Source organism: Aeromonas sp. FDAARGOS 1416 (assembly GCF_019048085.1).
Lineage (GTDB): Bacteria > Pseudomonadota > Gammaproteobacteria > Enterobacterales > Aeromonadaceae > Aeromonas > Aeromonas veronii.
The window spans coordinates 2,975,880-2,992,819 of sequence record NZ_CP077301.1; the positions used below are offsets into that span (position 1 = coordinate 2,975,880).

16 protein-coding genes are annotated in these 16,940 nt (G+C 61.8%); 7 read left to right on the forward strand and 9 right to left on the reverse strand.

Features of this window, described 5'->3' with window-relative positions; genetic code table 11:
- Positions 1 to 27 precede the first annotated feature (27 nt).
- The 3 genes from I6L46_RS13235 (at position 28) to I6L46_RS13245 (ending at position 1,506) form a co-directional block, all read left to right on the forward strand.
- Positions 28 to 435: a hypothetical protein gene (locus I6L46_RS13235; RefSeq protein WP_216975896.1), complete on the forward strand. Its 408-nt coding sequence runs from the start codon at positions 28 to 30 to the stop codon at positions 433 to 435.
- A 119-nt stretch (positions 436 to 554) separates the two neighbouring features.
- Positions 555 to 974 carry a MauE/DoxX family redox-associated membrane protein gene (locus I6L46_RS13240; RefSeq protein ID WP_216975898.1) on the forward strand — a complete coding sequence of 140 codons (420 nt, stop codon included), beginning with the start codon at positions 555 to 557 and terminating at the stop codon, positions 972 to 974.
- A 4-nt stretch (positions 975 to 978) separates the two neighbouring features.
- A complete protein-coding gene (locus tag I6L46_RS13245; protein ID WP_069554929.1) occupies positions 979 to 1,506 on the forward strand; it encodes a rhodanese-like domain-containing protein in 528 nt (175 codons plus the stop codon).
- An 83-nt stretch (positions 1,507 to 1,589) separates the two neighbouring features.
- On the opposite strand, the gene I6L46_RS13250 is transcribed toward I6L46_RS13245, so the two are convergent.
- From I6L46_RS13250 to thpR, 9 genes are all read right to left on the reverse strand, one after another.
- Positions 1,590 to 2,957, reverse strand: a complete 1,368-nt coding sequence (locus I6L46_RS13250; RefSeq protein WP_216975900.1) for a cation:dicarboxylase symporter family transporter — start codon at positions 2,955 to 2,957, stop codon at positions 1,590 to 1,592.
- Positions 2,958 to 3,105: 148 nt separating this feature from the next.
- Positions 3,106 to 3,960, reverse strand: a complete 855-nt coding sequence (gene panC / locus I6L46_RS13255; protein ID WP_019445357.1) for a pantoate--beta-alanine ligase — start codon at positions 3,958 to 3,960, stop codon at positions 3,106 to 3,108.
- A gap of 201 nt (positions 3,961 to 4,161) precedes the next feature.
- Positions 4,162 to 4,956, reverse strand: a complete 795-nt coding sequence (panB, locus tag I6L46_RS13260; protein WP_005335640.1) for a 3-methyl-2-oxobutanoate hydroxymethyltransferase — start codon at positions 4,954 to 4,956, stop codon at positions 4,162 to 4,164.
- Positions 4,953 to 5,462, reverse strand: coding sequence for a 2-amino-4-hydroxy-6-hydroxymethyldihydropteridine diphosphokinase (gene folK, locus I6L46_RS13265; protein ID WP_216978056.1), 510 nt, complete (start codon positions 5,460 to 5,462; stop codon positions 4,953 to 4,955). The genes panB and folK overlap by 4 nt, the downstream gene beginning before the upstream one ends.
- Before the next feature lie 11 nt (positions 5,463 to 5,473).
- Positions 5,474 to 6,940, reverse strand: a complete 1,467-nt coding sequence (gene pcnB, locus I6L46_RS13270; protein ID WP_005335642.1) for a polynucleotide adenylyltransferase PcnB — start codon at positions 6,938 to 6,940, stop codon at positions 5,474 to 5,476.
- A gap of 255 nt (positions 6,941 to 7,195) precedes the next feature.
- Positions 7,196 to 8,104, reverse strand: a complete 909-nt coding sequence (gene gluQRS, locus I6L46_RS13275) for a tRNA glutamyl-Q(34) synthetase GluQRS (protein ID WP_216975902.1) — start codon at positions 8,102 to 8,104, stop codon at positions 7,196 to 7,198.
- Positions 8,105 to 8,215: 111 nt separating this feature from the next.
- Entirely contained in the window at positions 8,216 to 8,665 is a 450-nt protein-coding gene (gene dksA, locus I6L46_RS13280) for an RNA polymerase-binding protein DksA (RefSeq protein ID WP_005335644.1), read from the reverse strand.
- Between the two features lie 119 nt (positions 8,666 to 8,784).
- Positions 8,785 to 9,528 (reverse strand): DNA/RNA nuclease SfsA, encoded by a 744-nt coding sequence (gene sfsA, locus I6L46_RS13285; RefSeq protein ID WP_216975904.1) that lies wholly within the window; start codon positions 9,526 to 9,528, stop codon positions 8,785 to 8,787.
- Positions 9,525 to 10,067 (reverse strand): RNA 2',3'-cyclic phosphodiesterase, encoded by a 543-nt coding sequence (gene thpR, locus I6L46_RS13290; RefSeq protein ID WP_216975906.1) that lies wholly within the window; start codon positions 10,065 to 10,067, stop codon positions 9,525 to 9,527. The genes sfsA and thpR overlap by 4 nt, the downstream gene beginning before the upstream one ends.
- Before the next feature lie 178 nt (positions 10,068 to 10,245).
- Between thpR and hrpB the strand changes: the two genes are divergently transcribed.
- The 4 genes from hrpB to I6L46_RS13310 all read left to right on the forward strand — a co-directional run bounded on the left by hrpB (position 10,246) and on the right by I6L46_RS13310 (position 16,889).
- Positions 10,246 to 12,693 carry an ATP-dependent helicase HrpB gene (hrpB, locus tag I6L46_RS13295; protein ID WP_216975908.1) on the forward strand — a complete coding sequence of 816 codons (2,448 nt, stop codon included), beginning with the start codon at positions 10,246 to 10,248 and terminating at the stop codon, positions 12,691 to 12,693.
- Between the two features lie 73 nt (positions 12,694 to 12,766).
- Positions 12,767 to 15,085: a penicillin-binding protein 1B gene (mrcB, locus tag I6L46_RS13300; protein WP_100652841.1), complete on the forward strand. Its 2,319-nt coding sequence runs from the start codon at positions 12,767 to 12,769 to the stop codon at positions 15,083 to 15,085.
- Positions 15,086 to 15,143: 58 nt separating this feature from the next.
- A complete protein-coding gene (locus I6L46_RS13305) occupies positions 15,144 to 15,545 on the forward strand; it encodes a VOC family protein (protein WP_216975911.1) in 402 nt (133 codons plus the stop codon).
- Between the two features lie 124 nt (positions 15,546 to 15,669).
- Positions 15,670 to 16,889, forward strand: a protein-coding gene (locus I6L46_RS13310) for an IS3 family transposase (protein ID WP_216975913.1) whose coding sequence is annotated in 2 segments (ribosomal slippage) — positions 15,670 to 16,018 and positions 16,018 to 16,889 — 1,221 coding nt in all. Because the reading frame shifts where the segments join, the coding sequence is not laid out codon by codon here.
- The last annotated feature ends 51 nt before the right edge of the window (positions 16,890 to 16,940 follow it).

Below are 16,940 nucleotides of genomic sequence, written 5' to 3' on the forward strand. Positions count from 1 at the left end.
CACTCTCCCCCTGCCCGAGGTTTGGCCATGTATCACGCTCTCATCACCGCCCTGTACACACAACTTGGACTTCCGCTTCCGGTGGCCGAACAGACAGCCACCACCCTCGCCATCAACGACGAACTGGTACTGACGCTGGCAGAGGATGAGGGCCATCTGGTGATCTATCTGCTGCTGCCGGGCCACGCCATGCCCAACACGCCCCTGCTCAATCACCTTGGTGACGAGCAGGTATTTCTGCTGGATCAGACCGCGCAGGGGGAGACCCTGATCTGGGCCCGCGAGTGGCTCGATCACCTGACGGTCGACAGCCTGCTGCTACTGCTCGAGCGGGCCATCGAGCTGGCTGCCGAACTGCTGACCCACCAGCACGACAGGGAGCAATCGACACAACCACAACAACCCGCCTCCACAACCGCCACCATCAGGGTCTAGCGCACTTATTCTGGTCACTACACCGCAAAATCGAGATTTATCTTGTTTGGCATGGGTTTAGTCATTGCGGCTCAATCGGGAATTGTTAGAATTCATCCCTCTCTATAAAGAGGTAGAACATGCCTGCATTGCTGCGCATGCTGGCCAATCTGGCGTTGGGGGGATTCTTCCTCGCTTCCGCCGGGTTCAAGCTGGCCTCCCCCGCCCTGTTCATCGAGCAGATCGGCGCCTTTGGCCTGATCTGGCCGCCGCTGATCCCGTTCGCCGCTTGGGGGCTGATTGCCCTTGAGCTCTGCGCAGGGCTTGCAGTCATCGCCAACCGGCGCTGGGGTCTGTGGCTGGTGATCGGGCTGCTCGCCCTGTTTATTCCGGTGTTGGGCTATGGCGTTGCCATCGGGCTCGACATCTCTTGCGGCTGTCTTGGCAGGGCTGATCTCGGCTCGCTGCCGGAGGCCATTGTGCGGGATCTGCTGCTACTGACGCTTGCGGGCGCCCTGCTGCGAACTTCCCGCCCCGTTTTTCCCGTTCCAAAGGAGTAGTGACATGATGACATTGCGATCCCGCACTCTGGTAGCCTCGCTGATCGCCGCCAGCTTTGCCCTCGCGGGCTGTGGCGACAACCAGTTCGAGCAGGAGGTGAAGCTTGAGCAATCGGCTGTACAGCTGGCACAGGAGGCGCAGCAGGGGGGCTATCAGCTGCTGACCGTGGCCGAGCTGAAGACCCGGATGGACAAGGGCGAGGAGCTGGTGATCATCGACACCATGCCCTATGAGGACTCCTACAAGAAAGAGCACATTCCGGGGGCCAAAAACTTTGTCTTTGTGAAAGAGGCCAAAGCTGGCGACAACTGGAGCGAGATCGTCGAGGGAAGCGGTACACCGGAGCAGTTCCAGGCGCTGCTGGGTGAAGACAAAGCCCGCCCCGTGGTGATCTACTGCGGCTTCGTCAAGTGCGGCCGCAGCCACAACGCTGCCGCCTGGGCGGTGACTCAGGGCTATCAGCAAGTCTATCGGGTGCCGGGTGGCATCTTCGCCTGGAAAGGAGCCGGTTACCCCGTCTCTGCCGAATAACCGAGTCTGCCTACAAGGCAACACAGCCGATATGAAAGAAGCCCGCAACTGCGGGCTTCTTTCATATTAGGTAACGCTCGGGGTTAGCTGGCGGCCTGCTGCTCCAGCACCTGCGTCTCGGCCAGCTGCTGTTTGCCCAGCAACCGCTTGGTGATCATGGCCGCCATGATGGAGCCGTTGACGTTGAGAGCGGTGCGGCCCATATCCACCAGCGGCTCGATGGCGATCATCACCCCCACCAACGCGATGGGGAAGTTGAGGGTGGAGAGCACGATCAGCGCAGCGAAGGTGCCGCCACCGCCGACGCCGGCCACCCCGATGGAGCCCAGCGCAATCACCGGCAGCAGAGTCAGCAGGAACAGGGGATCAAACGGGTTGATGCCGAGCATGGGGGCAATCATCGCCACCATCATGGCCGGATAGATACCGGCGCAGCCGTTCTGGCCGAGGTTGGCACCGAACGAGGCGGCAAAGTTGGCGATGCTGGAGGGCACGCCAAGACGCTGCTGGGTCTCGATGCTGAGCGGAATGGAGGCGGCGCTGCTGCGGGAGATAAAGGCGAAGGTGAGCACGCCCCACACTTCCCGCAGATAGTGCAGCGGGTTCTGGCCGATCAGCAGCAGGATCACCATGTGCACCGCAAACATCGCCAGAATGGCGACGTAGCAGACCAGAATAAAGCCGAGCAGGCTGAGGATCTCGCTCAGGGGATAGTGAGCCACCACCCGGGCGATCAGCGCCATCACGCCATAGGGGGTGAGCGCAATCACCACCCGCACCATCTTCATCACCCACAGTTGCAGAGTGTCGATGGCGACGGCGGCGCGAGCGCCAGCCTCTGGATGCTCCGCCTTCAACTGCAGCAGGGCAACCCCGGCCAGCACGGTGAAGATCACCACGCCGATCACCGAGAGGCCACGGCTACCCGCCATATCGGCGGCAAAGTTGGTGGGCACCAGCGAGAGCAGCAGGGCCGGCAGAGTCTGGGCACTGTCGATGGTGCTCATGCTCTGTTGCAGCGCAGCAGTGTCGCTGCCGTGGCTCAGCAGCCCCTCGGCAGTGAGGCCACTCAGATGGGTCACCGTCATCCCCACCACACCGGCGATCATCACCAGGGTCAGCATGGAGCCGATCAGCACGGCGCTGATCTTGCCGATGGACTGGGCCTGCTCCAGCTTGTTGATGGCGGAGAGGATGGAGGTGAACACCAGCGGCATCATCACCACCTTGAGCAGGCTGACATAGCCGCCGCCGATGATATTGACCCACTCCAGGGTCTGCTGAACGCCGGCATCATCGGCGCCCCAGCCCAGTTGCAGCGCCAGCCCGAACAGGGCGCCAAGCAGCAGACCCGCAAGTACCTTGCGCGAGAGCGGCACAGTAGAGGGAATCCGGGTCAGGGCAAAACAGAGCAGACAGAAAACAAGCGATGTAATCAGGACAAACATCATGAATACCTGTAGCGGCCATCAGGCCGAAAGTGGATTGAAACGAAGGGGATGCGGGCAGGGCCGCAGAACAAAACGCCGGGATGCAAGAGAGTGCAGGCGTGAAAAAGCAGCGGACGCCCGGGAAGGCGTCCGCTGACAATCGGGGGAATTACTTCTTTACGGTGACGACGCGGTTGTCGATAAGGCGGGCCTTGCCAAGATAAGCGGCCATCAGGATCACCAGCTGCGCGCTCTCGTCAGTGGCGGATTCGAGGGTAGCGGCATCGACGATGTCGATGGCATCGGTACGAAAACCGGCGTTGTCGAGGCGTTGGCTGGCCTGCGCCACCAAGGAGGGCAGGTGGTGGTCACCCGCTTCAATCTGCTCGGCGATCCAGTTCATGGTGCGCGCCAGCTCGGGGGCGATGGCCCGCTCGGCGGCAGTCAGGTAGCCGTTGCGCGAGGAGAGCGCCAGCCCGTCTTCGGCCCGCACGGTGGGCACGCCGACGATCTCTATGGGCATCGCCATGTCGGCCACCATCTTGCGAATAAGCGCCAGCTGCTGGTAATCCTTCTGGCCAAAGCAGGCCACATCCGGCTGTACCAGATTGAACAGCTTGGTGACGACGGTGCTGACCCCGCGGAAGTGACCCGGGCGCAGCGCCCCCTCCAGCAGATTGGAGAGACCCGGCACCTCGACGAAGGTCTGGCTGGCCAGCCCCTGCGGATACATGATCTCCGGGGTCGGGGTGAATACCATATCGACACCGGCCGCTTCCAGCGCAGCGCAATCCTGCTCCAGAGTGCGCGGGTAGTTGGCAAGATCCTCGGCCTTGTCGAACTGCATCGGGTTGACGAAGATGCTGACCACCACTTTCTCGGCATGGCTGTGCGCCTCCTTCACCAGCGTCAGGTGGCCCTGATGCAGATTGCCCATGGTGGGCACGAATGCGATGGCACGCCCTTCACGGCGCCATTGGCTTATCTGCTCACGCAGAACGACGGGATTATTTACGACCAACATCAGCAGTTCACCTTCCGATAAATCAAAAAGAGAGACGGGTTGCATCCACAGATAGCGCTCGGGCGGGATGGGGCACGAACATGGCTATCAGCAGTTCACCTTTAGATGAATCAATAAGATACGGATTAGCTATACAGATTAACTGTGCGAGGCTGACAAGCAGAGACGGGGGCCGCAGCCCCCATCATGCAACCGCCAGGATCAGTTGAAGCAGTGCTCCGGGCCGGGGAAGCTCCCCTCGCTCACCTGCTGGACATAGAGGCGGATGGCGGCACGCACATCGCCGGTCTCGGCCAGGAAGTTCTTGGTGAACTTGGGGACATAGCCGGAGGTGACGCCAAAGGCATCGTGCATCACCAAAATCTGACCATCGGTCGCGGGGCCGGCACCAATGCCGATCACCGGGATGCGAAGCGCCTTGGTGATGCGCTCGGCCAGCGCAGTGGGCACACACTCGAGCACCAGCAGCTGGATACCGGCCGCTTGCAGTTCGAGGGCCTGACGGTAGATCTCCTGCGCCTGAAACTCATCGCGCCCCTGCACCTTGAAGCCGCCAAAGACATGAACGGATTGCGGAGTGAGGCCTAGGTGACCGCACACCGGCACCCCGTTGCGGGTGAGGTGGCGGATGGAGTCACACAGCCAGTCGCCCCCTTCCATCTTCACCATGCGGGCACCGGCCGCCATCAGGCGGGCGGCGTTCTGGTAAGTCTGCTCGGGGGTGGCGTAGCTCATGAACGGCATGTCGGCGACCACCAGTGCCTTGCTGGCACCGCGCGCCACACAGCGGGTGTGATAGACCATCTCATCCATGTTGACCGCCAGGGTATCCTGCCCCCCTTGCAGCACCATGCCCAGTGAATCGCCGATGAGCAGCACGTGGGCCCCTTCGTCGTCGAACAGCTTGGCAAAGGTGGCATCATAGGCGGTGATGGCGGTGAACTTTTGACCTTCCTGCTTCATCTTCAGCAGGCTGGCGGTGGTGATCTTGCTCATAGAGGCTCCTGTACGTCTGCACGCGGAGCAATGATGGCCAAATCATTGTGCGGGCAGCGGGCAACCAGTCGGGCGAGCGGGGTGCCGCAGGGCAGCACCAGAGCAGGCGCAATTTCGGCAAGGGGCAGCAGCACGAACTCCCGCTCCTTCATGCCGTAGTGGGGTACGATCAGGCGCTCATGGTTGATCACCTGATCGCCAAAGAGCAGCACATCGAGATCCAGAGTTCTCGGCCCCCACCGCTCATCTTTGCGCACACGTCCCTGTTCCAGCTCGATTTTTTGTAATTGATCCAGCAGCGCAAGGGGCGCGAGCCGGGTATTGAGCCGGGCCACGGCATTGACGTAGTCCGGTTGGTCAGCAGGCCCCATGGGGCGGCTGCTGTAAAACGACGAGGCCTCCACCAGCACAGATTCCGGCAACCTTGCCAACGCGGCAACGGCGCGACGAGCCTGACCCAGCGGATCAGACAGGTTGGAACCAATGGCGATGAAGACCTCGGTCATCACGTCTGTTGTCACTCGGCCACTTTCGGTTTGCGGCGACGGGGGCGACGACGGTTACGGCTGTTGCTGCTGCGCTTCTCGCCATCGTGGCTGCGGGCCTCGCCGCGCTCACCGCTAGCCGGGCGACGGGTCGCTTCACGCTGCAGTTGCGGGCGCACATCCGGATTGGAGGCGACATAGCGCTCCCACCAGCTGGCCAGCTCGCCGAGACCGCGCTCGACCCGGTTGCGCAGCAACAGGAAGTCGAACGCCGCGCGGAACTTGGGATGCTCCATGGCGCGCTCGGGGTGCTTGCCCTGACGACGGGTCAGCCGCTGTTGCAGTGCCCAGATATCGCGGACATCTGTGGTGAAACGGCGGGGAACGGCGATGATCCGCACCTGATTGTCCAGCACCTCGTTGATCGCCAGCATGAAGGCGTCATACCAGGGCAGGCCGCTCTCGTTCTCCAGCACCCGACCACGGGCCTCGACGCAGCCCCACAGCAAGGTGGCGTAGAGGAAGGCGGGAGTGACGCGCTTGTCTTCGCGGACGCGGGTGTCGGTATCGATCAGCGCCTGCTCGATAAACTGCTCGTAGGGCGAGTTGCCGTGCGGGGTAAACAGCGCAGCCACTTGCGGGAAGAGCTGCTGGAACAGACCATACTCGCGCAGCAACTTGTAGGTTGCCAGACCGTCGCCAGCCAAGAACAGCTTGAGGGTCTCCTCAAACAGGCGGGCAGCCGGTATGTCTTGCAGCAGTGGCGCCAGCTCCTTGATGGGGGCGGCGGTACGCGGGCTGATGGTCATATCCAGCTTGGCGGCAAAGCGCACGGCGCGCAGCATCCGCACCGGATCTTCACGATAACGGGTCTCGGGATCGCCGATCAGCTCAAGCTTGCGCTCGGCCAGATCTTCCAGACCCCCTTCGAAATCGTGCAGGGTGAAATCTTTGGCGCTGTAGTAGAGGGCGTTGACGGTAAAGTCGCGGCGCTCGGCATCCTCTTCGATGGTGCCGTAGACGTTGTCGCGCAGCAGCATGCCTTCATCAGACTGGGCAGACACATGTTTGCTGGTATTGACCTGATGGTGGTGACCCCGGAAGGTGGCCACTTCGATCACGTCACGACCAAAGACAATGTGGGCCAGGCGGAAACGACGGCCAATCAGGCGGCAGTTGCTGAACAGCGCCTTGATCTGCTCCGGCGTCGCATCGGTTGCGATGTCGAAATCCTTGGGCGTCTTCCCGAGCAGCAGATCCCGGACTCCGCCGCCGACCAGGTAGGCCTCATAGCCCCCTTTGTTCAGGCGATAGAGCACCTTGAGTGCATTCTCGCTAATCTCTTTGCGCGAAATAGGGTGCTGATCACGGCTTAAGGTACGACGTTGACCGGCGACACGGGCTGGAATGGGGGATTCCACCGACTGCTCGCCGTCTTCCTTGCCGAGCACCTTGCGGCAAAAGTTTGCGATCTGGGAAAAAATGGTACACCTCTTCATGACTTCTAAATTGACGGGAGGCCAAAAAATAGCGGCCTATCATAGCTCACGCCTAACCAAATGAAAAACCGTGCTGACAATTGATCCCGCATGAAACCGTCTGCCAACGAAAATAGCGCTCAATCTGCACATAGCTCACGCCTGACCAAATGAAAAACCGTGCTGACAATTGATCCCGCATGAAACCGTCTGCCAACGAAAATAGCGGTCTATCAGCGCCCAGCTCACGCCTTATTACACGAAAACCGGCTCTTTTTACTCAAGGTCCAGCGGGATTTTCTCGCTGGCGGGCACCCGTTCTAGCTGCCAGTTGGCGATGCCCCAGCCGATGATCTCGTCGATCCGGCTTGCCATCAGCTCGGGCGGCGGGCACTGGCCGAGGAAGTGCAGCGCCTGCCACAGGGCCGGTCGCACTTCATCGAGCGCCAGGGCCGGCGCATGGTTCTGCTTGGAGAGCTTGTTGCCATCGGCCAACACCGCCAGCGGTAGATGCACCCAGTCGGGCACCGGTGCCCCCAGGGTCTGGTAGAGGGCAATCTGGCGCACCGTCGGCTCCAGCAGATCGGCGCCGCGCACTATCTCGGTAATGCCGCTGTCCATGTCATCCACCACCACCGCCAGGTTGTAGGCGTAAAGCCCGTCGCGGCGGCGGATAATGAAATCCTCCTCGGCGAGCGCCGCCGGGACCGCGATATGGCCCTGCAAGCGATCATCGAAGTGGTAGACCGGATGGTGCTGGCGCAGCCGGGCGGCGCAACCTTCGGCCGCAAGCCCGAGGGTGCGGCAGTGGCCGCTGTAGAGACCGCCCGCGGCCATGATTTCGCGCCGGGTGCAGCGGCACCAGTAGAGATCCCCCGCCCGGTAGAGCTGGTCGATGATCTCGTCATAACGGCGGTGGCGCGCGCTCTGGAACATCACCTCCCCATCCCACTCGAGGCCATATGCTTCAAGAGTCTTGAGGATCAGGTGCGCTGCCCCCGCCATCTCCCGCGGCGGATCGATATCTTCGATGCGTACCAACCAACGTCCCTGCTGCGCTCTGGCCTGCAAAAAGCTGCCGAGGGCGGCGATCAGCGAACCAAAATGAAGCGGGCCTGAGGGTGAGGGGGCAAAGCGGCCGACATAGGGGCGCACAAGGGGTGAGGATGGGGAATTCACTGGCATGACTGTTCGGGTAAGCGATTCATTGAGGCTGCATTCTGGGGCTCGACCGCCAAAAGCTCAATAAAAAAGGGAGCCCGCGAGCTCCCTTTTTCATATACCAGAGGGTCGGGATCAACCGGCCATCTGTTTTTCCTTGATCTCGGCCAGCGTCTTGCAATCGACACAGAGGTCGGCAGTCGGACGGGCTTCCAGACGACGGATACCGATCTCGATACCGCAATGTTCGCAGTAACCGAAATCATCGTCTTCAAGCAGCTGCAAGGTCTTCTCGATCTTCTTGATCAGCTTGCGTTCACGGTCGCGGGTACGCAGTTCAAGAGCGAACTCTTCTTCTTGCGCGGCACGATCCACGGGATCCGGGAAGTTGGCAGCCTCGTCTTTCATATGGTCGACGGTACGATCAACTTCCTGCATCAGTTGGTTGCGCCAGGCACCCAGGATCTTGCGAAAATGCGCCTTTTGTTGGTCATTCATGTACTCCTCACCCGGCTTTTCCTGGTAAGGCGCGACACCCGCAATGGCCAGGGGGCCCAGAGATTTCCTGTTTTCGCCTGTTGGCATGCCCTGTCTCCTAATTCAGCACGCTACCCGTGCCATCCATAAATTGAGGGCGACATCTATAGCAGAAGGGTAACGGGTAAGCAAACGAGCCGTACCAATAATGTTACCCACTCCAATATTTATGCACTCCCCTCGGGTAACAGGTGACCAGATTCAAACGGGATAAACCCTTGAGCCACCATGCCTTGCACCCCAACATGGGGCCGATAGCATAAAATTTCAACCCCCGCCGCGATTGCCTGCTCAATTAGCAGACTATAGTGCGGATCTATATGGGTTGCAGGGCGCATCCGGCTTATTCCGGAGTGCAGCACCATAAAGAGCAGCACGGCCCTGTGACCTGCCGCTTTCATGGCCATCAATTCACGCAAATGCTTGGCGCCACGGGCAGTGACCGCATCAGGGAAGTAGCCCATGCCAGCCTCCTCTCGCTCATCGAGCAGGGTGACCGATTTTACCTCGACGTAACAATTGCCCTTCTCGTCATCTTCCAGCAACAGATCGATGCGACTGTTCTCTTCGCCATACTTCACCTCGGTGCGCAACCGGCTGTAACCCGCCAGCGGAGCGATAGCCTCCTGCTCGATCAACTCCCGGACGATCTGGTTGGCGCGCGCCGTGTTGACGCAGATAAAGTGGCCCGCCGGGCTCTCGGCGATCTCCCAGCTGTTGGGCAGCTTGCGCTTGGGGTTATCGGAAGTGGAGTACCAGACCCGGGTGCCCGGATCGGCACAACCGGTCATGGCACCGGTGTTGGCGCAGTGGATGGTAATGACCTCGCCGTTATCGAGTTGCACATCGGTCAGAAAGCGCTTGTAGCGGGCCAGCAGCTGGCCCGATTGCAGGGGGGGATCAAAGATCACGGGTTAGCCCTCCGCGCGTCTTCTTTTACCCGGGCACGCAGCGGCCAGCAGGCAAGCGGTTCGTAGCGAACCCCGTCCGGGGTCGAGACGGATTGATAGAGGCAGAACTCATCGGCCTGCAGCAGAAAATTTGGGGCTGGCAGGATGGCAGGCGCCTCACCCGCCTTGCGCGACAGGGTGACATGGGGGCGATAACCCTGCTCGCCATTGCCAAGGCGCAACTTCTCGCCGTGGCGGCGCAGCGCTTTTGCCAGCACGGTCAGCTCATTGGGCCACTCCTTCGGGCCAATCCAGGCAGCCTTGGCCCGGCTGAACCAGCCGGTCTCATCCAGCCTGATGGAGAGCGGCGGACAGTGCTGACGCTCCACGGCGGCGATCAGGCGGCGGATGGTCAACTCGTCCGCCACCCCCAGAAATGCCAGGGTCAGATGGAGGTTGGCTTGCGGCACCGGCTGACCGGGCCAGAGCAGCTGATCGCGCCAGGCGATGAGCTCGGGGGCGAGCTCCTTGACGGGCAGGGCAAAGAAGAGTTTGGCCATGTGGTGATAATGCCTTTTTCACGCTCATTGGATGGACCCATTCTATGGCAGCCATCCGGCCATGTCTCGCCACCCTCCCGCCCGAGTGACCATCTCCTCACATCCACTCACGGTGGCGCGGGTGGCTGTGGCAGAATAGGCGCCGTTTTACCGGTTGCTACAGAAGGTGCTCATCGCTTTGTCCCAGCTCCCCATCGTTTCGGTATTGCCCGAACTCTTTGCCGCCCTCGACAGCCACACCAGCGTGATCCTGCAGGCGCCGCCCGGCGCGGGCAAATCGACCATGCTGCCGCTGGAGCTGGTGCGTCAGAACCGGCTACCCGGCCGCATCATCATGCTGGAACCAAGGCGCCTTGCGGCGCGCAATATCGCCACTTTTCTGGCGCGCCAACTGGGGGAGAAGGTGGGCGAGCGCATCGGCCTGCGAGTGCGTGGCGAGAGCCGCACCAGCGCAGCAACCCGGCTCGAGATCGTCACCGAAGGGGTACTGACCCGGATGTTGCAGCAAGACCCGGAGCTGACTGGCGTTTCGCTGGTCATCTTCGATGAGTTCCACGAACGCAGTCTGCACGCCGATACCGCATTGGCCTTCGCCATCGAGAGCCAGCAGGGATTGCGCGATGATCTCAAGCTTTTGATTATGTCCGCAACCCTTGATGGCATGGCGCTCGAGACCTTGTTGCCGGATGCCCCTGTGGTTCGCTCCGAAGGGCGCGGCTTTCCCATCGACTACCACTACCGCCCCGCCAACCGCCAGCAGTGGCTGGAGCCGCAAGTCGGCGCCGTGGTGCTCGAAGCGCTGGCCGAGCAAGATGGCAGCCTGCTGGTCTTTCTGCCGGGACAGGGGGAGATCGAGCGGCTGGCGCAATGGTTGGCAGACAAACTGCCGGACGACGTGGCCCTCGCCCCCCTCTACGGCCGCCTAGATATGGCAGCGCAGCAGGCGGCCATCAAACCGGCGCCTGCGGGCCGCCGTAAGCTGGTGCTCACCACCAATGTGGCGGAGACCTCCCTCACTATTGAGGGGATTTCGGTGGTGATCGATAGCGGGCTGGAGCGACGGGCCTCCTTCGATCTGAAAAGCGGCGTCACCCGACTGGAGACCCGCCAGATAGCCAAATCCTCCGCCACCCAGCGGGCCGGTCGCGCCGGTCGTCTCGGCCCCGGCGTCTGCTACCGGCTCTGGAGCAGCGAGGTGCAGGAGCGGCTCGCCGAACAGAGCCCGCCAGATATTCTCACTCAGGAGCTGACCGGCCTGCTGCTGGACGCCGCCCAGTGGGGCGCCAAGGTAGAAGATCTGCCGCTTCTCGATATGCCTCCCGCCGCCGCGGTGGCCAGCGCCCAGCGGCTGCTGGTGGCCCTTGGCGCCATGAAGCCGGAGGGTGAGCAACAACTCACTCCCGCTGGCCGCGCCATGGCCGCCTTCGGTACTCACCCTCGCCTCGCTCGCATGCTGCTGCGCGCCCGCGAGCTGGAATCCGAGGGTCTGACAGGGATTGTCGCCGATGCCGCTTATCTGCTGGCGTTGCAGGAAGAAGATCTGCGAGGATCGGAGCGCCTTTCTGTACTGTTCCACCGCCGTCAAAGCGCCCTGCGCCAGAACGCTGCCCGCTGGTTTGAGCGGCTTGGCGCCCGCCCTGCCAGTGCGCAGGGCCAGTGGCTCGGGCTGCTCTGTGCCCTCGCCTGGCCGGATCGCATCGGCAAACTGCGCAGCGGCAGTCGCTATCAACTCAGTGGTGGGGTGAGCTGCGATCTGGTAGAAGGTCATCCCTGTCAGGGGCAAGCTGCCCTTATCGCCATCGAGATGGGGCAGAACGATCGCGGCAGCCGCATCTTTATCGCCGAACCGGTCGATCTGGACGAGCTGGTACGCCTGCTGCCGGAACTGGTAAGCGAACGGCAGTGGTTCGACTGGGATGAGCGGGAAGAGCGGGTTCGCGCCGAGCGCCAGCAGGTGATCGGCGAGCTGGTGCTGAACCAGCGACCGCTGACGGACCTTTCGGATGAACAGAAGGGGCGCTGCCTGCTGCAGGGCATCCGCCGCAAGGGGCTGCATGTGCTGCCGTGGGACGAGAGCAGCGAAGGGCTGCTGGCCCGTCTGCGCTGCGCCCGTGAGTGGCTGCCTGATGAGGAGTGGCCAGCCATGGATGACGACAGCCTGCTGGCCGACCTAGAACAGTGGCTGCTGCCAGCGGTGAGCGGCATGACCCGGCTGGAGCAGTTGAAAAAGCTCAACCTCGGCGACATCCTGCGCCAATCCCTGCCCTGGCCGTTGCCCAAACGGCTGGACGAGGCGCTGCCGAGCCACTTTGCGGCGCCCACCGGCAGCCGGGTGCGGATCCGCTATCAGCCGGGGCAGGAACCGGTAATCCCGGTGCGCATTCAGGAGATGTTCGGGCAAGGTTCGACCCCCTGCGTGGCCGATGGCCGGGTACCGCTGGTGGTGGAGCTGCTCTCCCCCGCCCAGCGACCGCTGCAGATCACTGCCGATCTGGCCGCTTTCTGGGCTGGATCCTACGAACAGGTGAAGAAAGAGATGAAGGGACGCTATCCCCGCCACTACTGGCCGGATAATCCGCTGGAAGCGATGCCGACCAAAGTCACCAAAAAGAAGATGGGCATCTAGGTTCGATGGGTTAATCCCGCTCGGACGTTCGCGAATGCGACATAACAAGTAGAAAGGAAAGCAAAGAGGATTTATGGCAACCCAACGACGCAAGCGTGCCCCCAAGAAGGCAGCGCCCAAACGCACCATCTGGCGCAAGCTGTTCTGGCTTGGCTTCAAGCTCTCCCTGGTGGTGGCGGCCTTTATGGTGGTGTTTGGCATCTACCTCGATACCAAGGTGCGCGAGCGCTTCGATGGCGAGAAGTGGCAGCTGCCGGTGATGGTCTACAGCCGTCCGCTGGAGCTCTACCCCAGCCAGCGCCTGTCGCGGGACCAGATGCTGCGCGAGCTCAACATGCTGAGCTACAAGCAGGTGCGCCAGCCTCACACGCCGGGTGAATACACCATCAACGGCAATCGCATCGAGCTGATTCGCCGTCCGTTCGAGTTCTATGACGGCGCCGACGGAGCCCGTGGCCTGCGCCTCACCTTCAACGGCCCGCGCCTTGAGGGGATCCAGTCGCTGGAGAACCAGCGCCAGCTCGGTTACGCCCAGATGGACCCGGTGCTGCTCGATCGCCTCAATACCGAGGATCGGGAAGATCGCCTGCTGGTACGCATCGCCGAGGTGCCCGACAGCCTGCTGGTGACCCTGCTCACCACCGAAGATCGCGACTTCTACCAGCATGGCGGCGTCTCGCCGGTGGCCATCATGCGCGCCATGTTCGCCAACCTGATCGCGGGTCGCACCGTGCAGGGGGGCAGTACTCTGACCCAGCAGCTGGCCAAGAACTTCTTCCTGACCCGTGAACGCAGCCTGTGGCGAAAACTGCAGGAAGCCTACATGGCGGTGCTGATCGACTATCGCTACAGCAAAGACGAGATCCTCGAGTCCTACCTCAACGAGGTCTATCTGGGGCAGAACTTCTCGCAAGGGGTCTACGGTTTCGGCCTCGCCTCCTACTTCTACTTCGGCATTCCGGTCAACGAGCTGGATATCGATCAGGTCGCCCTGCTGGTCGGTCTGGTGAAAGGCCCCTCCTATTACGACCCATGGCGCTTCCCGGAGCGGGCCAAGACCCGCCGTGATCTGGTGCTGAAGCTGCTGATGGATCACGGCAGCCTGACCCAGGCCGAGTATGAACTGGCCAGCCGCCAACCCCTCGGCATCATCGCCCGTGGCCAGATGAGTTATGGCCGCACCCCGGCCTTTATGGGACTGCTCAAGCGTGAGATCCAGAGCCGCTTCGGCGCCGATCTGCTCAAGCAGTCCGGCCTCAAGATCTTCACCAGCCTCGACCCCATCGCCCAGCACGCGGCCGAGCGGGCGGTCGAATCGGGCCTCGCCGATATCGAGAAACTGCGCGGCAAGAAAAAGCTGGAGGCGGCCATGGTGGTCTCCGACTGGCACAAGGGCGAAGTGGTGGCGCTGGTGGGTGGCCGCGATCCCCGCTACGCCGGGTTCAACCGGGCGCTGGATGCCCGCCGCCAGATCGGCTCGCTGGTGAAACCGGCGGTCTACCTCACCGGTCTCTCCAACGGCCTGACCCTGGCGACCCCGCTCAAAGATCAGCCGATCCGCATTCGCGGTCAGGATGGTCAGGTCTGGACGCCGCAAAACTACGATCGCAAGTTCCGCCAGAGCGTGCCGCTGATGGATGCGCTGGCCAGCTCACTCAACGTGCCGACCGTCAATCTGGGTCTGCAGGTGGGGTTGGAAAAAGTGGTCGATACCCTGCACAAGCTGGGAGTCCAGCAGGAGATCCAGCCCTACCCGTCGCTGGTGCTGGGGGCGGTGGCCCTCTCCCCGCTGGAGGTAAACCAGATGTATCTGCCCATCGCCAATCAGGGGCTCACCCAGCCGCTGTCGGCCATTCGCGCCGTAGTCAACGGTGATGGCAGCCTGCTCTATCAGCATGATCAGACCGCCAAGCGGGTCACCGACCAGCAAGCCAGCTGGCTGACCCTGTTCGCCATGACCAAGACGGTGAGTCAGGGCACAGCCCGCGCGCTCAGTGCCAAGTTCCCGGGCGCCACCATGGCGGCCAAGACAGGCACCACCAACGAGCTGCGCGACTCCTGGTTTGCCGGGATGGACAACAACGAACTGGTCAGTATCTGGGTCGGTCGCGACGACAACACCCCGGCGGGCTTGACCGGTGCCAGTGGTGCTCTGCAGCTCTTTAGCGGCTACATGAGCCAGCGCGGCGTCAACAGTCTGGGACTGAAGATGCCGGAAGGGGTCACCTGGGCCAACTTCTCCCGCGCCAGCGGCACCCGCGTCGCCAGCGACTGCCCGGGCAGCCTGCAGGTGCCGGCCAAAGCCTCCACCATGGGCTCCCCGGCTGGCTGCGCCAGCAGCGCGACGCCGCGCAGTGCGCTGGATGACTGGTTCGGAGGTTTCTTCAACTAGATCAACGACACGGGCAGCGCAGGCTGCCCGTTCACTATGCTGCTGACAAGGAAACACCATGACCTTTCCGCTGTTTGACGCCATCCACCATGTGGCCATCATCGCCAGCGATTACCCACGCTCGCGCCACTTCTACCACGAGGTGCTGGGGCTGCCCATCATCGCCGAGACCCTGCGCGAAGCGCGCCAGTCATGGAAACTGGATCTGGCCCTGCCGGACGGCAGCCAGCTGGAGCTGTTCAGCTTCCCCTCGCCTCCCGAGCGCCCCTCCCGCCCCGAGGCGTGCGGCCTGCGCCATCTCGCCTTTCTGGTCAGCGATCTTGACCGGGTCATCACCCACCTGCTGGCCCATCGGGTCGAGGTAGAGCCGGTACGGGTGGACGAGCTGACCGGCAAGCGCTTTACCTTCTTCGCCGACCCCGACGGCCTGCCGCTGGAACTCTACGAAGCGCCGCGCTGAGCCTGCATCGACCAAGCAATCAGCCAAACGAAAGCCGCTCGGTTGCAACCGGGCGGCTTTTGTTATTGCTTTGTCCCGTCCTGAATATGGTTTACACCTTTCCCCCCAATAAATGGAGAACCCGATGGGACAAGGTGTGAAACGGACACAGCGCGATTACTCGCTGACTTTTAAACTGGCACTGGTCGAGCAGATTGAAAAAGGCGAGCTCACCTACAAACAGGCTCAGGTGCGTTATGGTATTCAGGGCCGCTCCACCGTTCTGGTATGGTTGCGTAAACATGGTCGGCAAGATTGGAGCCAGGGGGCTTCTGTGCGTGCCGGCAGGAGCATCAACATGCCTGACCCCGACAACCAGACACCCGAACAGCGCATCAAGGAACTCGAGCAACAGCTGGCGCTGATGAGCCAGAAGGCCCAGTTCTTTGAGGCCGTCGTCGATGTACTGAAGAATGACTACGGCGTCTCCATCGTAAAAAAGCGACCCGGCAAGTCCTCTCGCAGCGGCAAGTCGAGAGGCTGACCATTGTCAGGGCTTGCCTGTTTCTGGGGATAAGCCGGCAGGCTTACTACAAGCGCAATCGGGTCGCCGACGAGCGCCATGCCCAAGGATTGCAGGTGGTGCGCTTTGTGCGTCAGGTTAGACTGCGACAACCTCGGGTCGGTACCCGCAAGCTGCATTATCTGCTGCTGGGTCAGGATGATGGCGGGCTCAAAGTCGGGCGTGACAGGCTGTTTCGGATATTGGCCGAGCACCGCTTGCTGGTGCTGCCCAGACGGGCGTATCACAAGACCACCCACAGTTTTCACCGTTTCTACCGTCATCCCAACTTGCTCAAGGCGGGGCCAGAGCAGGTCACGCCGGTGGCCCCGGAGCAGGTCTGGGTCGCAGATATCACCTATCTGCCAGCCAGGAGCGGGCCGCTGTACCTGAGCCTGGTGACGGATGCGTACTCACGCAAGATAGTGGGCCATCACGTGCACGAAGGAATGCATGCCGAATCGGTGGCAATGGCGTTCAAGAAAGCGCTGAAGCAACGACGTGGCGGCGGTGAACTCATCCATCACTCGGACCGCGGCGTGCAGTATTACTCGGGACTGTATCAATCATTACATGAACGGTACGGGGTGAAATGCTCGATGACGGATGGGTATGACTGTTACCAGAATGCGTTGGCGGAGCGGGTGAACGGGATTTTGAAAGGAGAGTTATTGCTGCAAAGCCCGCAGGATTTGACGCAAGCGCGGGAAATGGTGCGTGAAGCAGTGGATATTTACAACGCGGAGCGGCCGCATCATGCGTTGAAATACAGAACCCCCGATGCGGTGCATAGGGGGTTCTGAGTAGAGAAATGCTAGTTGAAAATGTGTAAACCTATTTCAGGACTAGACACT